Raw genomic sequence first — 21,810 nt, 5'->3', positions numbered from 1 at the left:
CGACCGCCGCGCTCGGCCCCCGACACCACTCCATCGCGCCGCGCTGGACAGCACGGCCGCCGTTCCCTAATCGTTCGCGCGTGAACAGCCTCCCCGCCTCGCCGCCCGACATCCCGCCCCCGGACCCCTCGGACCCGCCCTATCTGCAAGGATTGAACGGCCCGCAGCGGCGGGCGGTGCTGACGACCGAGGGGCCGGTGCTGATGCTCGCGGGCGCCGGAACCGGCAAGACGGCGGCGCTGACCGCGCGCCTCGCGCACATCATCGCGACGCGGCGCGCCTGGCCATCCGAAATCCTCGCGGTCACCTTCACCAACAAGGCGGCGCGCGAAATGCGCGAGCGCATCGGGCGGATGATCGGCGACGCGGTCGAGGGGATGCCGTGGCTCGGCACCTTCCACAGCATCGCCGCGAAGATGCTGCGCCGCCATGCCGAACTGGTGGGACTGCAGAGCAATTTCACCATCCTCGACACCGACGACCAGCTTCGCGTTCTCAAGCAGCTGATCCAGGCCGAAGGGCTCGACGAGAAGCGCTGGCCGGCGCGTCAGCTCGCGGGGCTGATCGACAAGTGGAAGAACCGCGGCCTCACTCCGCCCGACCTCGATGCGGCGGACAAGGAGGCCTATGCCGACGGTAAGGGGCAGCATTTCTACGCGCTCTATCAGGCGCGACTGAAGACTTTGAACGCCTGCGACTTCGGCGACCTGCTGCTTCACATGCTGGTGATCCTGAAGACCCACCGCGACGTGCTCGAGCAATATCAGGGCCGCTTCAAATATATCCTCGTCGACGAATATCAGGACACCAACGCCAGCCAGTATCTCTGGCTCCGGCTGCTCGCGCAGACGCGCAAGAATATCTGCTGCGTCGGCGACGACGACCAGTCGATCTATTCGTGGCGCGGCGCCGAGGTCGCGAACATCCTGCGCTTCGAAAAGGATTTCCCCGGCGCGACGGTGATCCGCCTCGAACAGAATTACCGCTCGACCCCGCAGATCCTCGCCGCCGCATCGGCGCTGATCGCGCAGAACTCGGGTCGCCTCGGCAAGACGCTGTGGACCGAGCTCGACGAAGGCGACAAGGTTCGCGTCGTCGGCGTGTGGGACGGTCCCGAAGAAGCGCGGCGGATCGGCGAGGAGCTGGAAAGCCTCCAGCGCAATCGCGTCTCGCTCGACCGCACCGCGATCCTCGTCCGCGCGCAGTTCCAGACGCGCGAATTCGAGGACCGCTTCATCGCGATCGGCATGCCTTACCGCATCGTCGGCGGTTTCCGCTTCTACGAGCGCGCCGAAATCCGCGATGCCCTCGCCTATCTGCGCCTCGTCCAGTCGGCAGCCGACGACCTCGCCTTCGAGCGCATCGTCAACGTCCCGAAGCGCGGGCTCGGCGACAAGGCGGTCGTGCGGATTCACCAGTTCGCGCGCCACGAGCGCGCGCCGCTGTTCCACGCCGCGTCGCGGATCACCGAGACCGACGAACTTACACCGCAGGCGCGGCGCCAGCTCGCGAACTTCGTCGCGCAGATGCGCGGCTGGCAGGGCAAGGCGAGCGAGTTGCCGCACCCCGAGCTGACCCAGCTGATCCTCGACGAATCGGGCTATACCGCGATGCTCCAGGCCGACCGCAGCGCCGACGCCGCGGGGCGGCTCGAAAACCTGTCCGAACTCGTTCGCGCGATGGAGGAATATGAGTCGCTCGAGGCGTTCCTCGAGCATGTCAGCCTCGTCATGGACCGCGACCAGAACGACGACAGCGAAACCGTCACCATCATGACGATCCATGCCGCCAAGGGGCTCGAATTCGACCATGTCTTCCTTGCCGGTTGGGAGGACGGGGTCTTCCCGTCGCAGCGGTCGATGGACGAGGGTGGCACCGCGAGCCTCGAAGAGGAACGCCGCCTCGCCTATGTCGCGATCACGCGGGCGCGGCAGCGCGCGAGCATCTATCACGCGGCGAATCGCCGTATCTATGGCCAGTGGATGAGCAGCATCCCGAGCCGCTTCATCGCCGAAATCCCGCCCGAGTTCGTCGACAGCGAAAACAGCTTCGGCGGCGGACAAAGCCTGTGGCGCGCGAACTGGTCGGCGCAGGGGGATCCCTTCGCGCATGTCGCCGAGCGGAACCCGGCGCGCACGATGACGCGCGGCCCGGCATGGCAACGCGCGGTCGCCGGCTCCTCGACCATCATCCGCGCCCCAGCGCCGAGCGAAAAGGCGCCCGCCGCCTCGGTGGGCGCCAAGCCCCGTGCCGACCTCGCGATCGGGATGCGCGTGTTCCACGAGAAGTTCGGCTATGGCGAAATCATCGATATCGACGGCAACAAGCTGGAGGTCGAGTTCGAGCAGGCGGGCAGCAAGCGCGTACTCGACGGCTTCGTCCGGCTCGCCTGAATCCTATTGTCTACTATATAAGTTATGATATGCCGTCCCATGCGGCCAACGAGTCGCGTATTGGGAGAGTCTTCATGAAAACCAAGCTCTTAGCGGGCGCGATGGCGCTCGCCCTGATCGGCTGCTCGGAACAGCGCGCCGACAATGCGACGTCGAGCGAGGCACCGGCGATGGCCGAGGTCGCCGCCGACGCGGCGGGCGGCCCCGACGTTGCGGTCACCGCGGCGCCCGGCGTCGCCTTCAACTACGCCTATGCCTTCCGCCTCGACGACGATCGCATCGCCAAGGTGCAGGAGGAGCATGCCGCCGCCTGCGAGGCGCTCGGCATCGCGCGCTGCCGCATCACCGGCATGACCTATCGGCTGGTCCGCGAGAATGCGGTCGAGGCGCGGCTGGAATTCAAGCTCGACCCCGCGATCGCGCGCAAGTTCGGCCGCGACGCGCTCGCCAGCGTCGAAAAGGCGGAGGGCGTGCTGGCGGAGGCGCGGATCAGCGGCGAGGACGTCGGGACGCAGATCAGCGATTCGCAGCGGCGGAGCGCCGACATCGGTGCGGAGATCGCGCGCCTCGAGGCGCGATTGAAGCAGGGCGGCCTCGGCGACCGCGAGCGCACCGAACTGCAGCAGCAGATCGCATCGCTGCGCGAGCGGCTCGACGGCGAGCGCGATACGCGCCGTTCGGGCGAGGCGATGCTCGCGACGACACCGATGGCCTTCGATTATGTCGGAACCGGCGGCCTTCCCGGCATCGGCTATGGCAATCCGTTCAGCGATGCGGCGAACATGCTGGTCCGCAGCGGGAGCTTGCTCCTCTCCTTCGTGCTCGTGGTCGGTGCCGCGGTGCTGCCGTGGGCGCTGCTCTTCGCGCTGCTGCTCTTCCTGTGGCGCACGGGACCGATGGCGCGGGTGCGCGGGTGGTTCGCAGGCCGCAGCAAGGCGCCGACGCCGCCCGCGACATGACGACCGCGGCCGGGGACGGTGCAATCTGTCCCCGGTCGGCACGCTTCGGCGATGAAGGAGAAGGGTCGTGGTGGAGCCGAGGGGAATCGAACCCCTGACCTCTGCAGTGCGATTGCAGCGCTCTCCCATCTGAGCTACGGCCCCGCGACCGGCGGCCTCTTAACCAGCCAGCTTGACAGTGGCAACGGCTTTTCTGACCAAAGGGCCGTCCGCCGGACAAAAAGTGGGGGGTGAGACATATGGCGAGGGCCTGGCATCTGCTCAATCGTCCGCAAGGACTGCCGACGACCGACGATTTCGCGCTGCGCGAGCTACCCGACGCGCCGATCGAACGCGACCAGCTTCGCGTCCGCAATCGCTGGCTGTCGGTCGATCCCTATATGCGCGGGCGCATGAACGACGCGAAAAGCTATACCGCGAGCTTCCAGCTCGACCAGCCGATGACCGGCGGCGCGATCGGCGAAGTGCTCGAAAGCCGGATGGACGGCTTCGCGCCGGGTGACCTCATCCTCCACATGGGCGGCTGGCGCGACGGTGGCATCATCGGGCTCGACATGTCGCCCTTCAAGCTGCCCGCCGAGGCGCTGGGTGCCGGGATGCCGCCGCAGACCTTCCTCCACAATATGGGCCTGACCGGCGGCACCGCCTGGATCGGCCTCCTGCGCATCGCGGCGGCCAAACCCGGCGATACGGTGTTCGTGTCCGCCGCCGCGGGCGCTGTCGGATCGGCGGTGGTGCAGATCGCCAAGGCGCGCGAGATGACCGTGATCGGATCGGCGGGCGGCGCCGAAAAATGCATCTGGGTCAAGGAGCTAGGCGCCGATGCTGTGGTCGATTACAAAGCCGGCCCGGTGCTGGAGGGGCTCGGCGACGCGCTTTCCGCGCTCGGCAAGCTGGGGATCGACGTCTATTTCGACAATGTCGGCGGCGAGCATCTCGACGCGGCCTTCTGGGCCGCCAATGATTTCGCGCGCTTCGCGATCTGCGGCATGATCGACGTCTACAACGACGGCAAGGCGCAGGCGATGAAGCACATCATTCGCGCCATCCCCGCGCGCATCCGCATGGAAGGCTTCATCTACACCGACCAGTTCTTCGACTGCATGGAAGAATTCTATGCCGACATGGGCGGGCTGATCGCCAGCGGCGCGGTGACGATGCGCGAGACGGTGCACGACGGCCTCGAAGCGACGCCCGAGGCGTTCCTAGGGCTCTTCGCGGGCGCCAATATCGGGAAGATGCTGGTCCGGTTGTAGAATATGTCCGTCGCCCCCGCGAAGGCGGGCTGCTGGCAGCCTTTACCCGGCCTCGCTGCACAAACCGACGGCGGCCCCCGCCTTCGCGGGGGCGGCGGATTCTGTCAGCTGCCGAAGCCCACCGACAGGAAGTCCGGCATCGGGCCGTTCCAGCCGTCGTCGGGGCCGTCATCGTCCTGCTGGCGGTGCCTGGCCGGCGCCGGTTTGCGATCGTCGGCCCTCTTCGCGGCGGGCTTCGTCGCTGCCGGCTTCTCGGCCGCCTCGGCGCGCTTCGCCTTGCCGCGGCCGCCGCGTTCCGGCTTCTCGCGGCGCGGCTCGCGCTCTTCGTCCTTCGCGGGCGCGGCTTCGGCCTTGCCCGCGTCGTGGACCGGAATCGTGTAGCCGGTCAGCTTCTGGATATTGTCGATCGCCTCGTCGTCGGACGGGGTGATCAGCGTGAACGCCCTGCCCTTTGCGCCCGCGCGGCCGGTACGGCCGATGCGGTGGACATAATCGTCGGGGTGCCAGGGTGCGTCGAAGTTGAAGACGTGGGTGACACCCTTCACGTCGAGCCCGCGCGCCGCGACGTCGGAGGCGACGAGGATGTTGATGTCGCCCTTCTTGAACCGGTCGAGTTCGGCGATGCGGCTCGACTGATCCATGTCGCCGTGGATCTCGCCCGCGGCGTAGCGCGAACGCTGCAGCGACTTCGCCAGCTCGCGTACCGTCGTCTTGCGGTTGCAGAAGATGATCGCGGTGCTCACGTCCTCTGCATCGAGCAGGTCGCGCAGCGTCTCGCGCTTGCCGCGCTCGCTGGTCTTGACCAGGAACTGCTCGATATTCTCGTTGCGGCTCGCGGGCCGCGCGACCTCGATCGTCTTCGGGTTCGACAGGAATTTGTCGGCGAGCTTCTTGATCGGCGGCGGCATCGTCGCCGAGAAGAGCAACGTCTGCCGATTCGCGGGCAGCTTGGTGCAGATATTCTCGATATCGGGAATGAACCCCATGTCGAGCATCCGGTCGGCTTCGTCGATCACCAGCAGGTTGCAGCCGGTGAGCAATATCTTGCCGCGCTCGAACAGGTCCATCAGGCGCCCCGGCGTCGCGATGAGCACGTCGACGCCCTTTTCGAGCGCCTTGACCTGATCGCCCATCTGCACGCCGCCGATCAGCAGCGCCATCGAGAGCTTGTGATACTTGCCGTATTTCTCAAAGTTTTCCGCGACCTGCGCCGCGAGCTCGCGCGTCGGTTCGAGGATCAGCGAGCGCGGCATGCGTGCCCGCGCGCGGCCGTGCGCGAGGATGTCGATCATCGGCAGCACGAAGGAGGCGGTCTTGCCTGTGCCGGTCTGGGCGATGCCGATCATGTCGCGCATCATCAGCACGGAGGGGATCGCCCCCGCCTGGATCGGCGTCGGTTCGTCATAGCCCGCTTCGGTGACGGCGCGCAAAAGTTCGTCGGAAAGGCCGAGGTCGGCAAATTTCATAGGGTCATCATGTCCGGAAAAAACGGGGCAGCACGGCGCCCACGTCAGCCGTTGCTGCCGCGGCCCTTGGGCAAAGCGCGACGAAAAGTCAAGGAAGGCGGTGAATTACCGCGTCAGTCGTCGTCGCGCGGCACCGCCACCATCAGGCGGAACTTGTCGATCTCGCACCGTGCGCCGCTGCGCGCGTGAATCTCGTCGCGATCCTCGCAAAGCCGCCCGTCCTTATTCCCCTTCATGTAGAAGCCGGCGTAGAAATCGAGCGCCTGGCAGCCGCGGTTGAGCTGCGCGCGGAGCCGTTGGTTCTGGCGGGTGATCAGGTCGATGCTGTCGCGCTGCACCGCCTGCATCCCCCGGATGTCGCGCATGGCGACGCATTTCGGGGCTTTCTTTTCCTTCCACACGATCGGCATATCGTCGCGCATCCGCGCTCGCGGCGCCGGGCTGGCGGAAAAATTGGTCAGCGGGGTGCGCTTGGCGGGCACGCGGATGATGATCTGTTCCTCGATGATCACCTGCCAATAGGACGCGACCGGCGGTTCGAGCGGCGACGCGACGGCGACGAGCGGCGGGGGCGGCGGCGCGGGAATATCCGCATCGGCCGCGGGCGCCGCGGCGGCGAGCAGCAGGGCGGTCGCCGTCAACACGCGCGCAATGTCGCGCCTTTCGCGCCGATCCCGATAAAGCTGCTCACCCTTGGCTCCCAATGCCGGCTGGACGAAAAGATGCTATTCGTCCATCGCCCCCTTTAACGCCCGCGATTGAACAACAAATGAATTGCTTTCGGCGCCCGCTGTCAAGCCGGGCGTCACCCATCGGACCCGACGACCATGACCCAGCCCCCTTCCCCTCGTCTGCTCAACCGGCTGCAAAGCCTGCTCGGCCCCAAGGGTTTCAGCGACGATCCCGAGGTCATGGCGCCGTGGCTGACCGATTGGCGCGGCAAATATCACGGCCGGGCCGCTGCGATGCTGTCGCCCGCATCGACCGAAGAGGTCGCGGCGGTGGTGCGCCTTTGCGCCGAGGAAGGGGCCGCGCTCGTGCCGCAGGGCGGCAACAGCGGCATGGTCGGCGGCGCGACGCCCGATGCCAGCGGAGACCAGCTTCTGCTCAGCCTCCGCCGCATGAACCGCATCCGCTCGATCGACGAGGAGGCGCGGCTCGCGGTCGCCGAAGCCGGGGTGATCCTCGAGACGTTCCACCACGCCGCGCTCGACCGCGGCCTGCGCTTCCCGCTGACGCTCGGCGGCAAAGGCTCGGCGACGATCGGCGGGCTCGTGTCGACCAACGCCGGCGGCACACAGGTACTGCGCCACGGCACGATGCGCGCGCTCGTCGCGGGGATCGAGGCGGTGCTCCCCGACGGCAGCGTCTTCGACGGCCTCGCGCCGCTCAGGAAGGACAATCGCGGCTACGACCTCAAGCATCTGCTCTGCGGGGCAGAGGGGACGCTGGGCATCGTCACCGCCGCCTGTCTGCGGCTGGTGCCCGAGGCGGTGGCGCGCGCGACGGCATGGATCGGGCTCGAATCGCCTGACATGGCGCTGGCGCTGCTTCGCCGTCTCGATGCCGCGCTGGACCGCCAGCTCGAAGGGTTCGAGATCATCCCGCACAGCTGCCTCGACGCGGTGCTGCGCCATATTCCGCAAACGCGCGCGCCGCTCGCCGCGAGTCATCGCTGGTATGCGCTGGTCGAACTGGCGGGGGACGGCGGCGAAGACCTCGACGCGGCGCTGGAGGTGCAGCTCGGCGAAGCGCTCGAGGCCGGCCTGATCGCCGATGTCGTGATCGCCAAGAACGACGCCGAGAGCGAAGCCTTCTGGCGTCTGCGCGATTCGATCTCGGAGGCCGAGCGCGCCGAAGGCCCCGCGCTCCAGCACGACATCAGCGTTCCTATCGACGCGATGCCGCGCTTCATCGCCGAAAATCCCGCGCGCCTCGCCGCCGCATTCCCCGGCGCGCGCGCGCTGTCCTTCGGCCATCTCGGCGACGGCAATGTCCACCACCATGTCCAGCCGCCGGCGGATGTCGATGGCAAGGCGTGGCTCGCCGCGCATGGCGAGGATCTCAGCCGCCTCGTCTATCGCCATGTCATCGAACTCGGCGGGTCGATTTCGGCCGAGCACGGCATCGGCCAGATGAAGCGCGACCTGCTCGCCGAACTCGACAGCCCGGCGCGGCTCGCGGCGCTGCGCGGGGTCAAGGCCGGGCTCGACCCCGCCGGCCTGTTCAATCCCGGCAAGCTGATCGAATGACGGGGGCGGGCAAAGCGGCATCGGCCCTTGCGTCGCGGCGCGCGGGCCAATAAGGCGCGCCATTGTCTTTTTTCGGGCCCGCCTTCCGGGTCCCCGTTTCGGAGCTTCATCATGGCCACTGCGCCCGCCAACGCCAACCTGCCGCTTTTCTACAAGGACCTCGCGCCGCTTTCGAGCGTCGACCATGCCGATTTCCGCGCGCGCTCGATGGACAGCGCCGACTTCCTGGTCAACCAGCATGCGGTGCCGCTGACCACCGACGAATTTTCGTCGGCATGCCGCTTCTTCCCGATCGTCTTCTCGGCGGGTGACAATCCGGTTCCGCTGGCGCTGATGGGCATGAACGAGGGCATGAACACCTTCGTCGACGCCGAGGGCAAGCTGATCAACCCGGTCTATGTCCCCGCCTATATCCGCCGCTACCCCTTCCTTCTCGCGCGTCTGCGCCCGGATTCGGACGAACTGTCGCTCTGTTTCGACCCGACCGCCGGCGCGATCGGCAAGTTCGACGAGGGCGACAAGCTGTTCGAGGACGGCCAGCCCACCGAAGCGACCAACGCGATCCTGGAATTCTGCAAGAATTTCGAGGAAGCGGGCCAGCGCACGGGCATGTTCATCGAGGAGCTGAAGAAGGCCGACCTGCTGATGGACGGCGAGGTCAGCATCACCCCCGAGGGCAGCAGCCAGCCCTATATCTATCGCGGTTTCCAGATGATCGACGAGGCCAAGCTGCGCGAACTGCGCGGCGACGTGCTGCGCAAGATGATGCAGAACGGCATGCTCGGCCTGGTCTTCGCGCACCTCTTCTCGCTGCAGTTGATGCGCGAAGTGTTTGCCGAGCAGGTGAAAAGTGGCAAGATGCAGCTGGTGACGGAAGCCCCCACCGCCTGAGGAGACAGAAGATATGGCCACCAGCGCAAGCGCCTTCGTCGGAACGACCATGGAGCCGCGCTATACGAAGGTGGCCATCTGGCTCCACTGGCTGATCGGCCTCGCGGTCATCGCCAACATCTGTCTCGCGATGCTGACCGAAGGGATGCCGCGCGATGTCCACCGCGCCGCGATGGGCGTCCACAAGGCGCTCGGCATCACGATCCTCGCGCTCACGCTGGTGCGGATCGTCTGGCGGCTGCTGCACAAGGCGCCGCCGCTCCCCGCCGCGGTTCCGGCGTGGCAGCGTCCGCTCAGCAAGCTCGTCCATTTCCTCTTCTACGCGCTGCTGGTCCTGCTGCCGCTGTCGGGGTGGGTCTGGATGTCGGCCGCGGATCGCCCGATCGATTTCTTCGGGCTGTTCACCGTGCCGTCGCTCGTCGCGCCCGACAAGGCGCTCGCCGATGTGATGCACGAACGGCACGAGTTGCTCGGTCTCACGATGCTCGCGCTGGTCGTGATCCACATTTTGGCGGCGCTGAAGCACCAGTTCGTTGACCGCTCGGGGGTCACGGCGCGGATGAATCCCTTTTGATCGCGCCGCGCGGCGCGTCAGAAGTCGATCGCGAGGCCCTTGAGTTCCCAGTCGCCGTAGCGCACCGGATTGCGTCCGCCCGGCTGCTCGGCGTCGGGCTCGGCTGCGATCGCCTTCGGTGCCGGCACCGGCTCGTTCGTCCAGTCGGCGGGCGCCGTGACATGGGCAGGGCGCTTCGCAGCACGCGGGGTGCCGCCGATCGTGGTTTCGCTCTGCTTGGTCATGGGCCGTCCCTGATGAGAATGAATGCTGAGAGCCAGATAATGCCTTTGTTCACTTTCGCCAACCACCCGCAGGACTGGCAGCATGGCTGAACGCCGACGCTCTCGCGGCCGGGCCGACGCCGGCGATCCGCCCGGCACCGCGCCGCGCCGCGCCGCGTTGCGGCTGATCGACGCTGTCCTGCGCCGCGGCGACCCGCTCGACATCGCTGCCCATGCCGCGACGCAGGGGCTTGCGCCCGCCGACCGCGCCTTTGCGATCGCCATCGTCTCCGAGGCGCTGCGCTGGATGGTCGATATCGACGCGCTGATCGACGGTGCGACCGCCCAGCCGCTCCCCGAGGACGTCAAGTCGCGCGCCGTGTTGCGGATCGCGCTCGCGCAGCTGCTCGCACTGGGGAGCCCGGCGCATGCGGTGGTGGCGACGGCGCTGCCGCTCGTCGATGGCGGGCCGCGTCGGCTGGTTCACGCGCTGCTGTCGCGCGCGCAGCAGGAGGCGTGGGCGCTGCCCGCGACGGCGAGCCTGCCGCCCGCGGTGGCCACGCGCTGGGCCGCGCAATGGGGCGAGGCGATGACCGCTGCGGCTTCAGCGGCATGGAGTGGACCGCCGCCCATGGATATCAGCTTCGCTGCCGAAGCCGAGGGCGCCGACTGGGCCGATCTTCCGGCGCTCGCGCCGCACCATCGCCGCCTGCCACGCGGCCGCGCGGTCGAGGATGTGCCGGGCTTCCGCGAGGGCGGCTGGTGGGTGCAGGATCTGGCGGCGAGCATCCCCGCTCGTCTGCTCGGGGCCGGAAACGGCCGGCGCGTCCTCGATCTTTGCGCCGCGCCGGGGGGCAAGACGATGCAGCTCGCCGCCGCGGGCTGGGACGTCGTCGCGGTCGATGCAAGCGCGAAACGGCTCGAGCGCCTGAAGAGCAACCTCGCCCGCACAGGCCTTTCCGCCGAGGTCGCACAGGGCGACATCCGGACGTGGGAACCCGATTCCGCCGCCGATGCGGTGCTGCTCGACGCGCCCTGCTCGGCCACGGGCATCTTCCGGCGCCATCCCGATGTGCTGCACCGGATCGAGCGCGCACAGATCGGGGGGATGGCGGAGCTCCAGGCCGACCTGTTCGCACGCGCCGCACGCTGGGTGAAGCCCGGCGGCGCGCTCGTCTATGCGACCTGCTCGCTCGAACGCGCCGAGGGCGAGGATCGGGTCGCCACGTTCCTCACCGGTCATCCGGGCTGGGCGATCGAGGCCGCGCGGCCCGGCGAACTGCCCCAGGGCGTCGTTCCCGACGCGAGCGGCTTCGTCCGCACCCTGCCCACGATGCTCGCCGATGCCGGCGGGCTCGACGGCTTCTTCGTCGCGCGGCTGCGCGCGCCGGGGTGAGCTAAGGGCCTCTATTTTGCTCCGTCATTGCGAGCGAAGCGAAGCAATCCAAAGCGACGCCACTCTGGATTGCCGCGTCCCCCGGATCAAGTCCGGGGTCCTCGCAATGACGATTACAATAGGATCAGAAGACCGCTTTCGGCGTATCCTCCTTCATCATCGCCGCGCGCACCATCGGGATCGGCGGACCGCCATAGGAGAGGAACTCGTCGTGGAACGCCTTCCACTTCGACCGATCACCTTTCGTCCAATCCTCGCGCAGCTTGCGGATCATCAGCTTGCCGAGCGTATAGTTGAGGTAGAGCGGGTCATAGGTGCCGCGCGCCGCCTGTTGGCGGGCATTGCCCTCGTCTTGCCAGCATTGCTCCTTGAACATCTTTTCGCTCTCGGCAACCGTCATGCCCTTGGTGTGCAAACCGATCGCCGACAGGAAGCGGCAATCGCGCAGCAGCGCGTTCGACAGCTGGCCGATATGCGTTTCGGGGTCGCCATTGCCCAATCCGGCGTCCCACATCATCTCCTCGGTATAATGCGCCCAACCCTCGGCGAAGGCATAGCCGACGAACAGCTTGCCGAAGATGCTCTCCGCGCGGTTCGAGTGGAGGAAGTTGAGGAAATGGCCCGGCCATACCTCGTGGACCGAGGTGAAGAGCAGGTCCTTCTTGCCCGGCACGAACGCGTCCTGCGTCGCCTTGTCCCACGTCGGATCGGGCGGCGAAATGTAATAGACCGACGGCAGGCCTTTCTCATAGGGACCCGGGATATCGATATAGGCGCTGTTCTGGCGGTTGTAGGGCGGCGATTCCTCGACCTGCGCCTGCTCGGTGCCGGGAATCGACACCAGATCCTTTTCGACCAGAAAGGCGCGTAGCTCGGGAAGCTGGCGCCGTGCCTCGGCGACCGGGCCGCCCTCGGGCTTGTCGGCGTTCATCTTCTTCATGCAGTCGGCGATGGTCGCCCCTGCGGCATAGGTCGCGCAGGCCGCCTTGAGCGCGTCCTGATTGCGCTTGAGGTCGGCCTGGCCGATGCGTTCGAGCTCATCCAGCGGCGTGTCGACGGCTTCGTTGGCGAGGATCATCTTCGCGAACTTGTCGGCGCCGAGCGCATAGCCGTCGGCGGTGCCCGGCTGCGAGCCGACATAGGCCGCAAGATCCTTCATCGCCGCCGCCGCCTTGGCCGCCGCCTCGTCGAACTGCTTCTGGAGCGCCGCGTCCTTCACCTCGGCGAAGGCCGCCTTGGCATCGCCGGTGTAATAATCGGCGAAGCCGCCGAAGCCCGCGGTGCCGAACTTCACGAAGGTCGCGGGCAGCGGCAGCTTGAGGTTCGCCTTGATCTGCGCGGCGGCGGCGGGAACCTTCTGCGCATAGGCGATGAACGCCTTCATGCGCGTCGCGGGGTCGGCGTAAGGCCGCGCGATATAGACGTTGGGGTCGAGCGCGCCGACATAGAAGGCGGGGTTCTTCTGCGCGAAGTCGGTGTCGCGCAGGAAGAAGAGCTGGCCCTCGGCGACATGGACCAGATAGTCGCGCTCGAACTTCTCGGCATCGGTCATGTCGCCGTCGAACGCCTTGGCGTCGGCGATCGTCTTTTCGAGGAATGCCGCCTGCTTCTCGATTCCCTCGGGCGACCAGTCAGGAAGCTGGCCGTCATATTCATGCTTGCCCTGATAGACGGCGAAGGTCGGGTTGAGCGGGAAATAGCCAGCAAGGAAGGCGTCGCGAAACTCGCTCCACGTCTTGGCACTCGACGTCGCGGATGCGGTGGCCGATTTGTTGTCGCTGGCGTTGCAGCCGGCGAGCACGAGCAGCGCGCCCGCGAGCGCGGCACCGCCGAAGCGGGCGAATTTACGTGTCATATCAAGATCTCCCTCTGTCCGATGGCGCAGCTTGCCACTGGCGCCGGCGGCACGCATCCGTTAATCGACGAACGACGGGCTTTGGCATCTGGTGCGGTGCAAAAAAGCGCGTTAGGGCGAGCGATACATGGCGACGATCCCCCCTCCCCCGTCGGTCGACCCGGCATTGCCGCCCGCCGAGCCCGGCAAAGCCCCCTCCCCGCTTCATTTCGCCGATTTCCGCTATTTCTGGTTCGCGCGCTTCACCGCGGTCATGGCGACGATCGCGATGGTCGTGGTCATCGGCTACCAGCTCTACGACACCGCGCGCACCGACTATGGCATGTCGATCAAGGAGGCGTCGTTCCAGCTCGGGCTGCTCGGCCTCTTCCAGTTCGTGCCGCTCGCGGTGCTGACCCCGGTCGCGGGCTGGGCGGCCGACCGCTTCGAGCGACGCAGCGTCGCGATCTTCTCGAACCTCATCGACCTTCTCATCGCCGCGACGCTCTGGTGGCTCACCCGGAACGATGCGCTGACGCTGCCGCTGCTGTTCGGCCTTGCCGCGCTGCACGGCGTGGCGCGCGTCTTCTCCGGCCCCGCCATGAGCGCGATCGCGCCCAACATCGTGCCGCCCGCGGTGCTGCCGCGCGCGATCGCGATGAGCAGCATCGCATGGCAGTCGGCGTCGGTGATCGGTCCCGCCGCGGGCGGGCTGATCTATGCCGCGCATCCGGCGTCGGTCTATGTCTTCGCCGCCATCCTCCTCGCACTCTCGGCCTTCACGATCAGCCGCGTCCGCCCGGTCCAGCCGCCCCCCGCCGAGGTGCGGCGCCACCCGCTGCGCGAGATGGTCGACGGGCTGCAGTTCGTGTGGAGCGAGCGCTTCCTGCTCGGCACGATCACGCTCGACCTCTTCGCGGTTCTGCTCGCGGGTGCGACCGCGATGCTGCCTGTCTATGCGCGTGACATATTGCACGCGGGCTCCGAAGGCCTGGGCTTCCTCCGCGCGGCGCCCGCGGTCGGCGCGGCGGCCGTCGCGCTCGGCCTTGCGATCCGCCCGATCGAGCGCAACGTCGGGGTGAAGATGCTGTGGGCGGTCGCGGTGTTCGGCGCGGTCACCGTCGGCTTTGGCCTGTCGACCCATTTCTTCCTGTCGCTCGGGCTGCTCGTGATCATGGGCGCCGCTGACATGTTCTCGGTCTTCGTGCGCGGCACACTGATCCAGCTCAACACCCCCGATCATATGCGCGGCCGCGTCAGCGCGGCGTCGGGGCTCGCGATTTCGGCGTCGAACGAACTCGGCGAGATGCGCGCCGGCGCGATGGCGGCGCTGCTCGGCCCGGTCGGCGCCGTGGCCGTCGGCGGCGCGGCGGCGGTCGGCGTCACCGCGCTCTGGTCGTGGCTGTTTCCCGAGCTGCGGCGCGCGAAGACCTTCAAACCGCAGTTCAGATAGGCCGCCGTCACCGCTCGCCGCAGTTCGGCCCCGCTTCGTCAAAATGCTATTGTCTATTTTTTTAGTTGAATTATATCAGCCTCACCCGTCACCGCGGTTTTCCCTTCATCCCGATATGGAGCGACCGCCATGCAGGCTTCCAGCATTCGCCATAAAATCCTGACCATTCCGGGTCTTCGCAACAGCGGCCCCACCCACTGGCAAAGCCTTTGGGAACAGAAGTTCGCCCACTCCGAGCGAGTCGAGCTCGGTAATTGGGACGACCCCGATCAGGACGAATGGATCGCCCAGATCGCCGACGCGATCGACGCCCAGGACGCGCCCGTGCTCATCGCCGCGCACAGCCTCGGCTGCCACGCCTTCGCCCATTGGTTCGCGACCGCGAGCGGCTTCGCGCGCGCCAGGATCGCCGGCGCGCTGCTCGTCGCGCCCCCCGACCTCTCGCGCCTGCCCCGCCAGGGGCGCCTCGCGAGCTTCACCCAGTCGCCGATGCTGATGCCGCGCCCCACCTTCATCGCCGTCGCGAGCGAGAACGATCCCTATGCGACGACCGCGCATGTCTGGCGCCTGTCGCGCAACTGGGGAGCGCGGTTCGTCAATGCCGGGCCGTTCGGCCATATCAATGCCGATTCGGCGCTCGGCGACTGGCCTTATGGACAGTATCTGCTCGCATCGCTACAACCCGCGCCAACACCCGCCCTCGCGGACGAGGCGCTCTGGACCCGCTCCGGGGACTGGCCGCATCGCTTCGCCCGGCGCGATCCCCGGTTCGCATATCAAGAAGGTGCACAGCGACGATGAAAGCCAATTCGATCCTCGAAACCATCGGCAATACCCCGCATATCCGCGTGGCCAAGCTGTTCCCCGACGCCGAAGTCTGGATCAAGTCGGAACGCAGCAATCCCGGCGGTTCGATCAAGGATCGTATCGGCCTTGCCATGATCGAGGCGGCCGAGAAGGACGGCAGCCTCAAGCCCGGCGGCACCATCGTCGAGCCGACGTCGGGGAATACCGGCATCGGCCTCGCGATGGCCGCCGCGGTCAAGGGCTACAAGCTGATCCTGGTCATGCCCGAAAGCATGTCGCTCGAGCGTCGCCGGCTGATGCTCGCCTATGGCGCGACCTTCGACCTGACCCCGCGCGAAAAGGGCATGAAGGGCGCGATCGAGCGCGCGATCGAGCTCGTCGAAACCACCCCCGGCGCGTGGATGCCGCAGCAGTTCGAGAACGAAGCCAATGTCGACGTCCATTTTCGTACGACCGGCCCCGAAATTCTGGCCGATTTCAAGGATACGCCGATCGACGTGCTGATCACCGGCGTCGGCACCGGCGGGCATATCACCGGCTGCGCGCAGTTTCTGAAAGAGCATTGGCCCAATCTGAAGGTCTATGCGGTCGAGCCCGTGTCCTCGCCGGTCATTTCGGGCGGCCAGCCTGGGCCGCACCCGATCCAGGGGCTCGGCGCGGGCTTCATTCCGCGCAACCTGCACACCGAATTGCTCGACGGAGTGATCAAGGTCGACGCCCCCGAATCGAAGGCGATGGCGCTGCGTTCGGCGTCGGAGGAAGGCATGCTCGTCGGCATCTCGTCGGGCGCGACGCTCGCCGCAATCGCCCAGAAGCTTCCCGATCTCCCCAAGGGCAGCCGCATCCTCGGCTTCAATTACGACACCGGCGAACGCTATCTGTCGGTGCCCGACTTCCTGCCCGAGATCTGACCCGCCGCCATGCGCCTGCGCGCGCGCCAATGGACGTTGCCGTTGCGGCGCGAATGGTCGGGTTGGCTGTTCGTCCTGCTGTCGGTCGCGGCCATCGCGGCCGTTCTCTATGCGAGCGCGCCCGGTGACAGAGCGGGCACCGGTGCCCGCCCGCATCCGGTGGCGCCGCCCGCCGAGGTGGTGCCCGAAGTGCTGCCGACCGAACTCGCGCCGGTTACGGTCGACGACGCCCGCGCCGCCAACGCGCGCATCCCGCTCGTGATCAAGGGCTTCGCCGCGGCGCGCCCTTTCACCTATCCCGGCGACTCCGAGAATCGCGGCCGCGCGCGCGACTGCCTCGCCGCGGCGATGCTCTATGAGGCCGGCGACGACGCCAGGGGCGAGCAGGCGGTCGGTCAGGTCGTCATCAACCGCGTACGTCACCCCGCCTTCCCCAAATCGATCTGCGGCGTCGTGTTCCAGGGATCGGAACGCTCGACCGGCTGCCAGTTCACCTTTACCTGCGACGGCGCGCTGAACCGGCGCTATTCCGACGCCGCCTGGGGCCGCGCCCAGGTGCTCGCCGAGATGATGCTGTCGGGGATCACCGATCCGCGCGTTGGGCTCGCGACCCATTACCACACCGACTGGGTGCGCCCCTATTGGAGCGACAGCCTCGAAAAGATCGCGATCGTCGACACCCACCTCTTCTTCCGCTGGCCGGGCTATTGGGGCACGCCGGGCGCGTTTCGCGGCGCGGTGTCGGGTCATGACGCGCCGGTCGCCAAGCTTGCGGCGATCTCCACGCTGCACGCGCTCGCGCCGCCGACCGCGCTCGCCGACGCCGACGCGCTCGCCAAGCAGGTACGCCTCGTTCCCGGCGCGGGGGAGGCGACCGGGCGCGATACGCTCTATGTCGAACTCGACCGCCGCGCGCCGCCCGAGAGCTTCGTGACCCTCGCGCTGAGGCTGTGCGGCGAGAAGCCCTATTGCAAGTTCATGGGCTGGACCAACCCGACGCTGAAGCCCGCAAGCGACGCGATGAGCGAAACCCAGCGCGCCGCGATGAGCTTTTCCTATCTGCGCGACGACAAGGCCGGGTTCGAAAAGGCGCTGTGGAACTGCGGCGAGTACAAGCGCGACGACGCGCGGCAGTGCATGAAGCGCTAGGGGGCCGCGCAGGGTTGTTTTGGGGTGGTGAGGGGACGGTGCCGATCCTCCCCCAGCACGGGGAGGATCCTATGACCACTTCCGGTCGAAACCAGTCGCGACGCTGCCCTACCCGTGTGGGCGGATCAGATATTTCTCGCCCGTCCGCTTCGCATTATAGCCGGCGATGGTGTCGATCGCGAGCGCGTCGGTCAGCGAGATTTCGTGGCTGTAGTGGCTTTTGAAGGTGGTGGTGAGTTCGTCGACCACCCGCTGGCGCAGCCGCATGTTCACCTCCATCCCCGCCTTCTGGAGGAAGGGAGTCAAGAGGAAGCCCGACAGCGACCATGTCAGCCCGAAGCTGCGGTTGAGGATGGTCGGGCCGAGGTCGAGCGCGCCGTAGATATAGACCTGCTTGAACGTGTCCGAGCCATAACGGCTGTAGCTCGTCATCCGCTTGACCGCGGCGACCTCCATGCAGGCCAGAATCTGCCCGGCAAGCTTGCCGCCGCCGATCGCGTCGAAACCGCAGGTCGCGCCGGTCTCGATCAGAGCCGCGGTGAGCTTGTCCAGGAAATCATCGTCGCTGCTGTTGATGACATGCGTCGCGCCGATGCCCTTGAGCAGCGCGACCTGCGCCTCGCTGCGCACGATGTTGACGAGCGGGATGTCATCCTTCGCGCAGATTTTGACCAGCATCTGGCCGAGGTTCGAGGCCGCCGCGGTGTGGACGAGCGCGCTGTGCCCCTCCATCCGCATCGTCTCGGTGAAGGCGAGGCTGGTGAGCGGGTTGACGAAGCAGGAGGCGCCGTCGCGCGGGTCGGTGCCGTCGGGAAGAGCCATGCACATCTGCGCGGGCAGGCAGCGATATTCGGCGTAGATCTCGCCGCCGATCAGCGCGACCGTCTTGCCGAGCAGCGCCTGCGCCTCGGGCGACGAGCCCGCCTTGACGACGAGACCGCAGCCTTCGTTGCCGATCGGCAGCGCGTCGCCGATCCGCCCGCCCATCGCGCGCATGCCGGGGGCGGGAATATCGGCGGTGACGACCGGCAGCCCGTCGCGGGTCGAGGCGCGCGCGGTCGACATGTCCGCCGCGCCCAGCAGCAACCCGAGGTCGGAAGGGTTGATCGGGGTCGCGAGCACCTTCACCAGCACCTCGTGCGGCGCGGGTTCGGGCATCGGTCGCCGCTCGAGAAAGACCTCCAGCTCGCCTTCGGGCTTCACCAGCGTGAGCATGACGAGGTTGGTGTCAGGCAGGTCGGTCATCGCGCGTCTCCCATGCGTTCGGTTTCTCGATGCAACGGATTACGGCGCGGCGCGCGCGCTGGCAATGGGCGACCGATCAAGCCGGCGAATATTCCGCCGCAAGTCGCAACACATCGGTCGCCAACTCCTTCCGGCAGATCAGCAGATCGGGAAGATAGGTGTCGGCATTGTTGTAGCGGAGCGGCGATCCGTCGGCGCGGCTGACGTGCAGCCCGGCGGCCTGGGCCACCGCGACCGGGGCGCAATTGTCCCACTCATACTGGCCGCCGGTGTGGAGGTAGATGTCGGCCTCGCCGCGCACCACCGCCATCGCCTTGGCGCCCGCCGAGCCCATGGGGAGGAGTTCGGCGCCGAGTGCTTCGGCGACATGCACCGCCTCGGCCGCGGGCCGGGTGCGACTGACGAGCATCTTCGGCGGCGTGTTTGCCGGGTGGAGCGGCAAAGGCGCGCCCGACGTCAGCGTGATCCCGAGCCCCGGCAGCGCGACCGCGCCGACCGCCGCGACGCCGTCGATCGCGAGCGCGACATGCACCGCCCAGTCGCTGCGCCCTTCGCCATATTCGCGCGTCCCGTCGAGCGGATCGACGATCCACACGCGCGACTGCGACAGGCGCGCGTCATGGTCCTTCTCCTCCTCCGACAATAGCCCGTCGCCGGGCCGCGCGGTGCGCAATTCACGGCAGAGCATCGCGTTCGCGGCCGTGTCGCCGGCCTGGCCCAGTGCCTTGCCGTGCAAATCGCCGGCGCGACGCAGGTCGAGCAACAGGGCGCCCGCCGCCGCCGCAAGGCGCGCGGCCAGTTGATCGTCGTTTTCAGACATGCTCGGTCATCAATCCTTCTTCGCCGTCCGCCGCATCCCCCGTCGGTCGATGCTTGTCCATCCCCCAGCCGATGCGCGCCCAGGCGCGTTCGTGGAGATAGTAGAGCAGCATCTTTGTGAGCACCTCGGTGCTCGCGATCGCGCCCGCGGCCTTCACGCTCGCGGTGAACAAATAGCTCAGCAGGAAGGTGTCGATGCTGCCGAGCGCGCGCCAGCTCATCGCCTTGAGCAGCGACCGGCTGTGCGCCTCCCTCCCCCGAAACAGCAGCACTGCCGCCGCTATCCCAGCAGCCGTTCGACGATGAGGTCGGCGGCCTCTTCGGGCGACATTTGCGTGGTATCGATGCGGATCTCGGGGGTTTGGGGTTCCTCATAAGGGCTGTCGATGCCCGTGAAGTTCTTGAGCTGCCCGGCGCGGGCCTTCTTGTAGAGGCCCTTGACGTCGCGGCGCTCGGCCTCGGCGAGCGGGGTGTCGATGAAGATCTCGAGAAATTCCCCCTCGGGCAGCATCGCGCGCACCATTTCGCGCTCGGCCCTGAACGGCGAGATGAACGCGGTGATGACGATCAGCCCGGCGTCGGTCATCAGCTTCGCCACCTCGCCGACGCGGCGGATATTCTCGATCCGGTCGGCCTCGGTGAAGCCGAGGTCGCGATTGAGGCCGTGGCGGACATTGTCGCCGTCGAGCAGGAAGCTGTGGCGGTTCATCCGGTGCAGCTTCTTCTCGACGAGGTTGGCGATCGTCGACTTGCCCGAGCCCGACAGGCCGGTGAACCAGAGCAGCGCCGGCTTCTGGTTCTTGAGCCCCGCGCGCATGTCGCGGTCGATGTCGGTCGCTTGCCAGTGAACGTTCTGCGCACGGCGCAGGCTGAAGTGCAGCATCCCCGCGGCGACGGTAGCGTTGGTCAGCTTGTCGATGAGAATGAACCCGCCGAGCGTGCGGTTGTCGCCATAGGCCTCGAAGGTGATCGGCTTGTCGGTCGACAATTCGACGACCCCGATGCCGTTGAGTTCGAGCGTCTTCGCCGCGAGATGGTCGAGCGTGTTGACGTTGATCTCATATTTGGGCGCCTGCACGCTCGCCGACACCGTCTGGGTGGCGAGCTTGAGCCAATAGGCGCGCCCCGGAATCATCGCTTCGTCGGCCATCCACACCAGGGTCGCTTCGAACTGGTCGGCGGTCTCGGGCGGACTGTCGGCCGCCGCGATCACGTCGCCGCGCGAACAGTCGATCTCGTCGGCAAGCGTCAGTGTCACCGACTGGCCCGCGACGGCTTGATCGAGGTCGCCATCGAGCGTCACGATCCGGTCGATCGCCGTCGTCTTGCCGCTGGGGAGGATGCGCACCGCGTCGCCAGGTTTCACCGTGCCGCTCGCGATCTGGCCCGCGAAGCCGCGGAAGTCGAGGTTGGGGCGGTTGACCCATTGCACCGGCATCCGGAACGGCTTCGCCTCGTCGCTCGCGCTGGAGAGTTCGACGCTCTCCAGATGCTCGATCAGCGCCGGTCCCTTGAACCAGGGCGTATTCGCCGAAAGGCCGGTGATATTGTCGCCCTTGAAGCCCGAAATCGGGATCGCGGTGAAGTTGGTGATGCCGATCTCGCTCGCGAAAGCGCGGTAGGCGAGCGTGATGCGATCGAACACCGCCTTGTCATAGCCGACAAGGTCCATCTTGTTCACCGCGACGACGATATGCTTGATGCCGATCAGATGCGCGAGAAAGCTGTGGCGGCGCGTCTGGGTGAGCACGCCCTTGCGCGCGTCGATCAGGATGACCGCGAGGTCGGCGGTCGAAGCGCCGGTGACCATGTTGCGCGTGTACTGTTCGTGCCCCGGCGTGTCGGCGACGATGAACTTGCGCTTTTCCGTCGTGAAGAAGCGGTAGGCAACGTCGATCGTGATCCCCTGCTCGCGCTCGGCGGCGAGGCCGTCGACGAGCAGCGCGAAGTCGATCTCCTGCCCCTGCGTCCCGACACGCTTGCTGTCGGCCTCCAGCGCCGCGAGCTGATCCTCGAAGATCATCTTCGAATCGTAGAGCAGTCGCCCGATCAGCGTCGACTTGCCGTCGTCGACCGAGCCGCAGGTGATGAAGCGCAAGAGCGATTTCTGCTCATGGCCCGCGAGATAGGCCTCGATATCCTCGGCGATCAGGGCGTCGGTGACATAAATGGGATCGGTCATAGTCTTTACTTTGTCATTCC

General features: G+C 67.1%; 19 protein-coding genes and 1 tRNA gene. 11 read left to right on the top strand and 9 right to left on the bottom strand.

Annotated elements, in window-relative coordinates; translation table 11 throughout:
- The first annotated feature begins 80 nt into the window (after window positions 1–80).
- Window positions 81–2,393 carry an ATP-dependent helicase gene (locus tag ACOTSS_RS08765; RefSeq protein WP_448691111.1) on the top strand — a complete coding sequence of 771 codons (2,313 nt, stop codon included), beginning with the start codon at window positions 81–83 and terminating at the stop codon, window positions 2,391–2,393.
- A gap of 74 nt (window positions 2,394–2,467) precedes the next feature.
- Window positions 2,468–3,352 (top strand): DUF4349 domain-containing protein, encoded by an 885-nt coding sequence (locus ACOTSS_RS08760; RefSeq protein ID WP_448691110.1) that lies wholly within the window; start codon window positions 2,468–2,470, stop codon window positions 3,350–3,352.
- Between the two features lie 68 nt (window positions 3,353–3,420).
- Here ACOTSS_RS08760 and ACOTSS_RS08755 read toward each other — a convergent pair.
- A tRNA-Ala gene (locus ACOTSS_RS08755) sits at window positions 3,421–3,496 on the bottom strand.
- 95 nt (window positions 3,497–3,591) lie between these two features.
- On the opposite strand from ACOTSS_RS08755, the gene ACOTSS_RS08750 reads away from it, so the two are divergent.
- Window positions 3,592–4,608 carry an NADP-dependent oxidoreductase gene (locus tag ACOTSS_RS08750; protein WP_448691109.1) on the top strand — a complete coding sequence of 339 codons (1,017 nt, stop codon included), beginning with the start codon at window positions 3,592–3,594 and terminating at the stop codon, window positions 4,606–4,608.
- A gap of 104 nt (window positions 4,609–4,712) precedes the next feature.
- Here ACOTSS_RS08750 and ACOTSS_RS08745 read toward each other — a convergent pair whose 3' ends face one another.
- Together ACOTSS_RS08745 and ACOTSS_RS08740 are read right to left on the bottom strand one after the other, a co-directional pair.
- Window positions 4,713–6,074 carry a DEAD/DEAH box helicase gene (locus tag ACOTSS_RS08745; RefSeq protein ID WP_448691108.1) on the bottom strand — a complete coding sequence of 454 codons (1,362 nt, stop codon included), beginning with the start codon at window positions 6,072–6,074 and terminating at the stop codon, window positions 4,713–4,715.
- Window positions 6,075–6,187: 113 nt separating this feature from the next.
- Window positions 6,188–6,718, bottom strand: a complete 531-nt coding sequence (locus tag ACOTSS_RS08740; RefSeq protein WP_448691107.1) for a hypothetical protein — start codon at window positions 6,716–6,718, stop codon at window positions 6,188–6,190.
- A gap of 183 nt (window positions 6,719–6,901) precedes the next feature.
- Here ACOTSS_RS08740 and ACOTSS_RS08735 point away from each other — a divergent pair, with 183 nt between their 5' ends.
- The 3 genes from ACOTSS_RS08735 (at window position 6,902) to ACOTSS_RS08725 (ending at window position 9,791) form a co-directional block, all read left to right on the top strand.
- Window positions 6,902–8,326: an FAD-binding oxidoreductase gene (locus tag ACOTSS_RS08735; RefSeq protein ID WP_448691106.1), complete on the top strand. Its 1,425-nt coding sequence runs from the start codon at window positions 6,902–6,904 to the stop codon at window positions 8,324–8,326.
- 111 nt (window positions 8,327–8,437) lie between these two features.
- Entirely contained in the window at window positions 8,438–9,217 is a 780-nt protein-coding gene (locus ACOTSS_RS08730; protein ID WP_448691105.1) for a SapC family protein, read from the top strand.
- A 13-nt stretch (window positions 9,218–9,230) separates the two neighbouring features.
- On the top strand, window positions 9,231–9,791 hold the full coding sequence (locus ACOTSS_RS08725; protein WP_448691104.1) for a cytochrome b: 561 nt from the start codon (window positions 9,231–9,233) through the stop codon (window positions 9,789–9,791).
- Between the two features lie 17 nt (window positions 9,792–9,808).
- Here ACOTSS_RS08725 and ACOTSS_RS08720 read toward each other — a convergent pair whose 3' ends face one another.
- Window positions 9,809–10,015 carry a DUF1674 domain-containing protein gene (locus ACOTSS_RS08720; RefSeq protein ID WP_448691103.1) on the bottom strand — a complete coding sequence of 69 codons (207 nt, stop codon included), beginning with the start codon at window positions 10,013–10,015 and terminating at the stop codon, window positions 9,809–9,811.
- Between the two features lie 82 nt (window positions 10,016–10,097).
- Here ACOTSS_RS08720 and ACOTSS_RS08715 point away from each other — a divergent pair, with 82 nt between their 5' ends.
- Window positions 10,098–11,390, top strand: a complete 1,293-nt coding sequence (locus ACOTSS_RS08715) for an RsmB/NOP family class I SAM-dependent RNA methyltransferase (RefSeq protein ID WP_448691102.1) — start codon at window positions 10,098–10,100, stop codon at window positions 11,388–11,390.
- 124 nt (window positions 11,391–11,514) lie between these two features.
- Here the strand turns inward: ACOTSS_RS08715 and ACOTSS_RS08710 are convergent, their stop codons facing one another.
- Window positions 11,515–13,245 (bottom strand): DUF885 domain-containing protein, encoded by a 1,731-nt coding sequence (locus ACOTSS_RS08710; protein WP_448691101.1) that lies wholly within the window; start codon window positions 13,243–13,245, stop codon window positions 11,515–11,517.
- A gap of 127 nt (window positions 13,246–13,372) precedes the next feature.
- On the opposite strand from ACOTSS_RS08710, the gene ACOTSS_RS08705 reads away from it, so the two are divergent.
- The 4 genes from ACOTSS_RS08705 (at window position 13,373) to ACOTSS_RS08690 (ending at window position 17,544) form a co-directional block, all read left to right on the top strand.
- Window positions 13,373–14,677, top strand: coding sequence for an MFS transporter (locus ACOTSS_RS08705; RefSeq protein ID WP_448691100.1), 1,305 nt, complete (start codon window positions 13,373–13,375; stop codon window positions 14,675–14,677).
- Between the two features lie 129 nt (window positions 14,678–14,806).
- Window positions 14,807–15,478: an RBBP9/YdeN family alpha/beta hydrolase gene (locus tag ACOTSS_RS08700; RefSeq protein WP_448691099.1), complete on the top strand. Its 672-nt coding sequence runs from the start codon at window positions 14,807–14,809 to the stop codon at window positions 15,476–15,478.
- Complete coding sequence (gene cysK, locus ACOTSS_RS08695; RefSeq protein WP_448691098.1) at window positions 15,475–16,395, top strand: cysteine synthase A; 921 nt, start codon at window positions 15,475–15,477, stop codon at window positions 16,393–16,395. The genes ACOTSS_RS08700 and cysK overlap by 4 nt, the downstream gene beginning before the upstream one ends.
- 9 nt (window positions 16,396–16,404) lie before the next feature.
- Window positions 16,405–17,544: a cell wall hydrolase gene (locus ACOTSS_RS08690; RefSeq protein WP_448691097.1), complete on the top strand. Its 1,140-nt coding sequence runs from the start codon at window positions 16,405–16,407 to the stop codon at window positions 17,542–17,544.
- 108 nt (window positions 17,545–17,652) lie between these two features.
- Here the strand turns inward: ACOTSS_RS08690 and ACOTSS_RS08685 are convergent, their stop codons facing one another.
- From ACOTSS_RS08685 to cysN, 4 genes are all read right to left on the bottom strand, one after another.
- On the bottom strand, window positions 17,653–18,789 hold the full coding sequence (locus ACOTSS_RS08685; protein ID WP_448691096.1) for a zinc-binding dehydrogenase: 1,137 nt from the start codon (window positions 18,787–18,789) through the stop codon (window positions 17,653–17,655).
- Window positions 18,790–18,865: 76 nt separating this feature from the next.
- Complete coding sequence (locus ACOTSS_RS08680) at window positions 18,866–19,609, bottom strand: 3'(2'),5'-bisphosphate nucleotidase CysQ (RefSeq protein ID WP_448691095.1); 744 nt, start codon at window positions 19,607–19,609, stop codon at window positions 18,866–18,868.
- Complete coding sequence (locus tag ACOTSS_RS08675) at window positions 19,602–19,880, bottom strand: DUF2061 domain-containing protein (protein WP_448691094.1); 279 nt, start codon at window positions 19,878–19,880, stop codon at window positions 19,602–19,604. The genes ACOTSS_RS08680 and ACOTSS_RS08675 overlap by 8 nt, the downstream gene beginning before the upstream one ends.
- A gap of 8 nt (window positions 19,881–19,888) precedes the next feature.
- Window positions 19,889–21,790, bottom strand: a complete 1,902-nt coding sequence (cysN, locus tag ACOTSS_RS08670; RefSeq protein WP_448691093.1) for a sulfate adenylyltransferase subunit CysN — start codon at window positions 21,788–21,790, stop codon at window positions 19,889–19,891.
- Window positions 21,791–21,810: the final 20 nt, after the last annotated feature.

Source organism: Sphingopyxis sp. NJF-3 (assembly GCF_053514865.1).
Note: the sequence above shows the minus strand (reverse complement) of the source record. Positions and strands in the feature narration are given on the sequence as shown.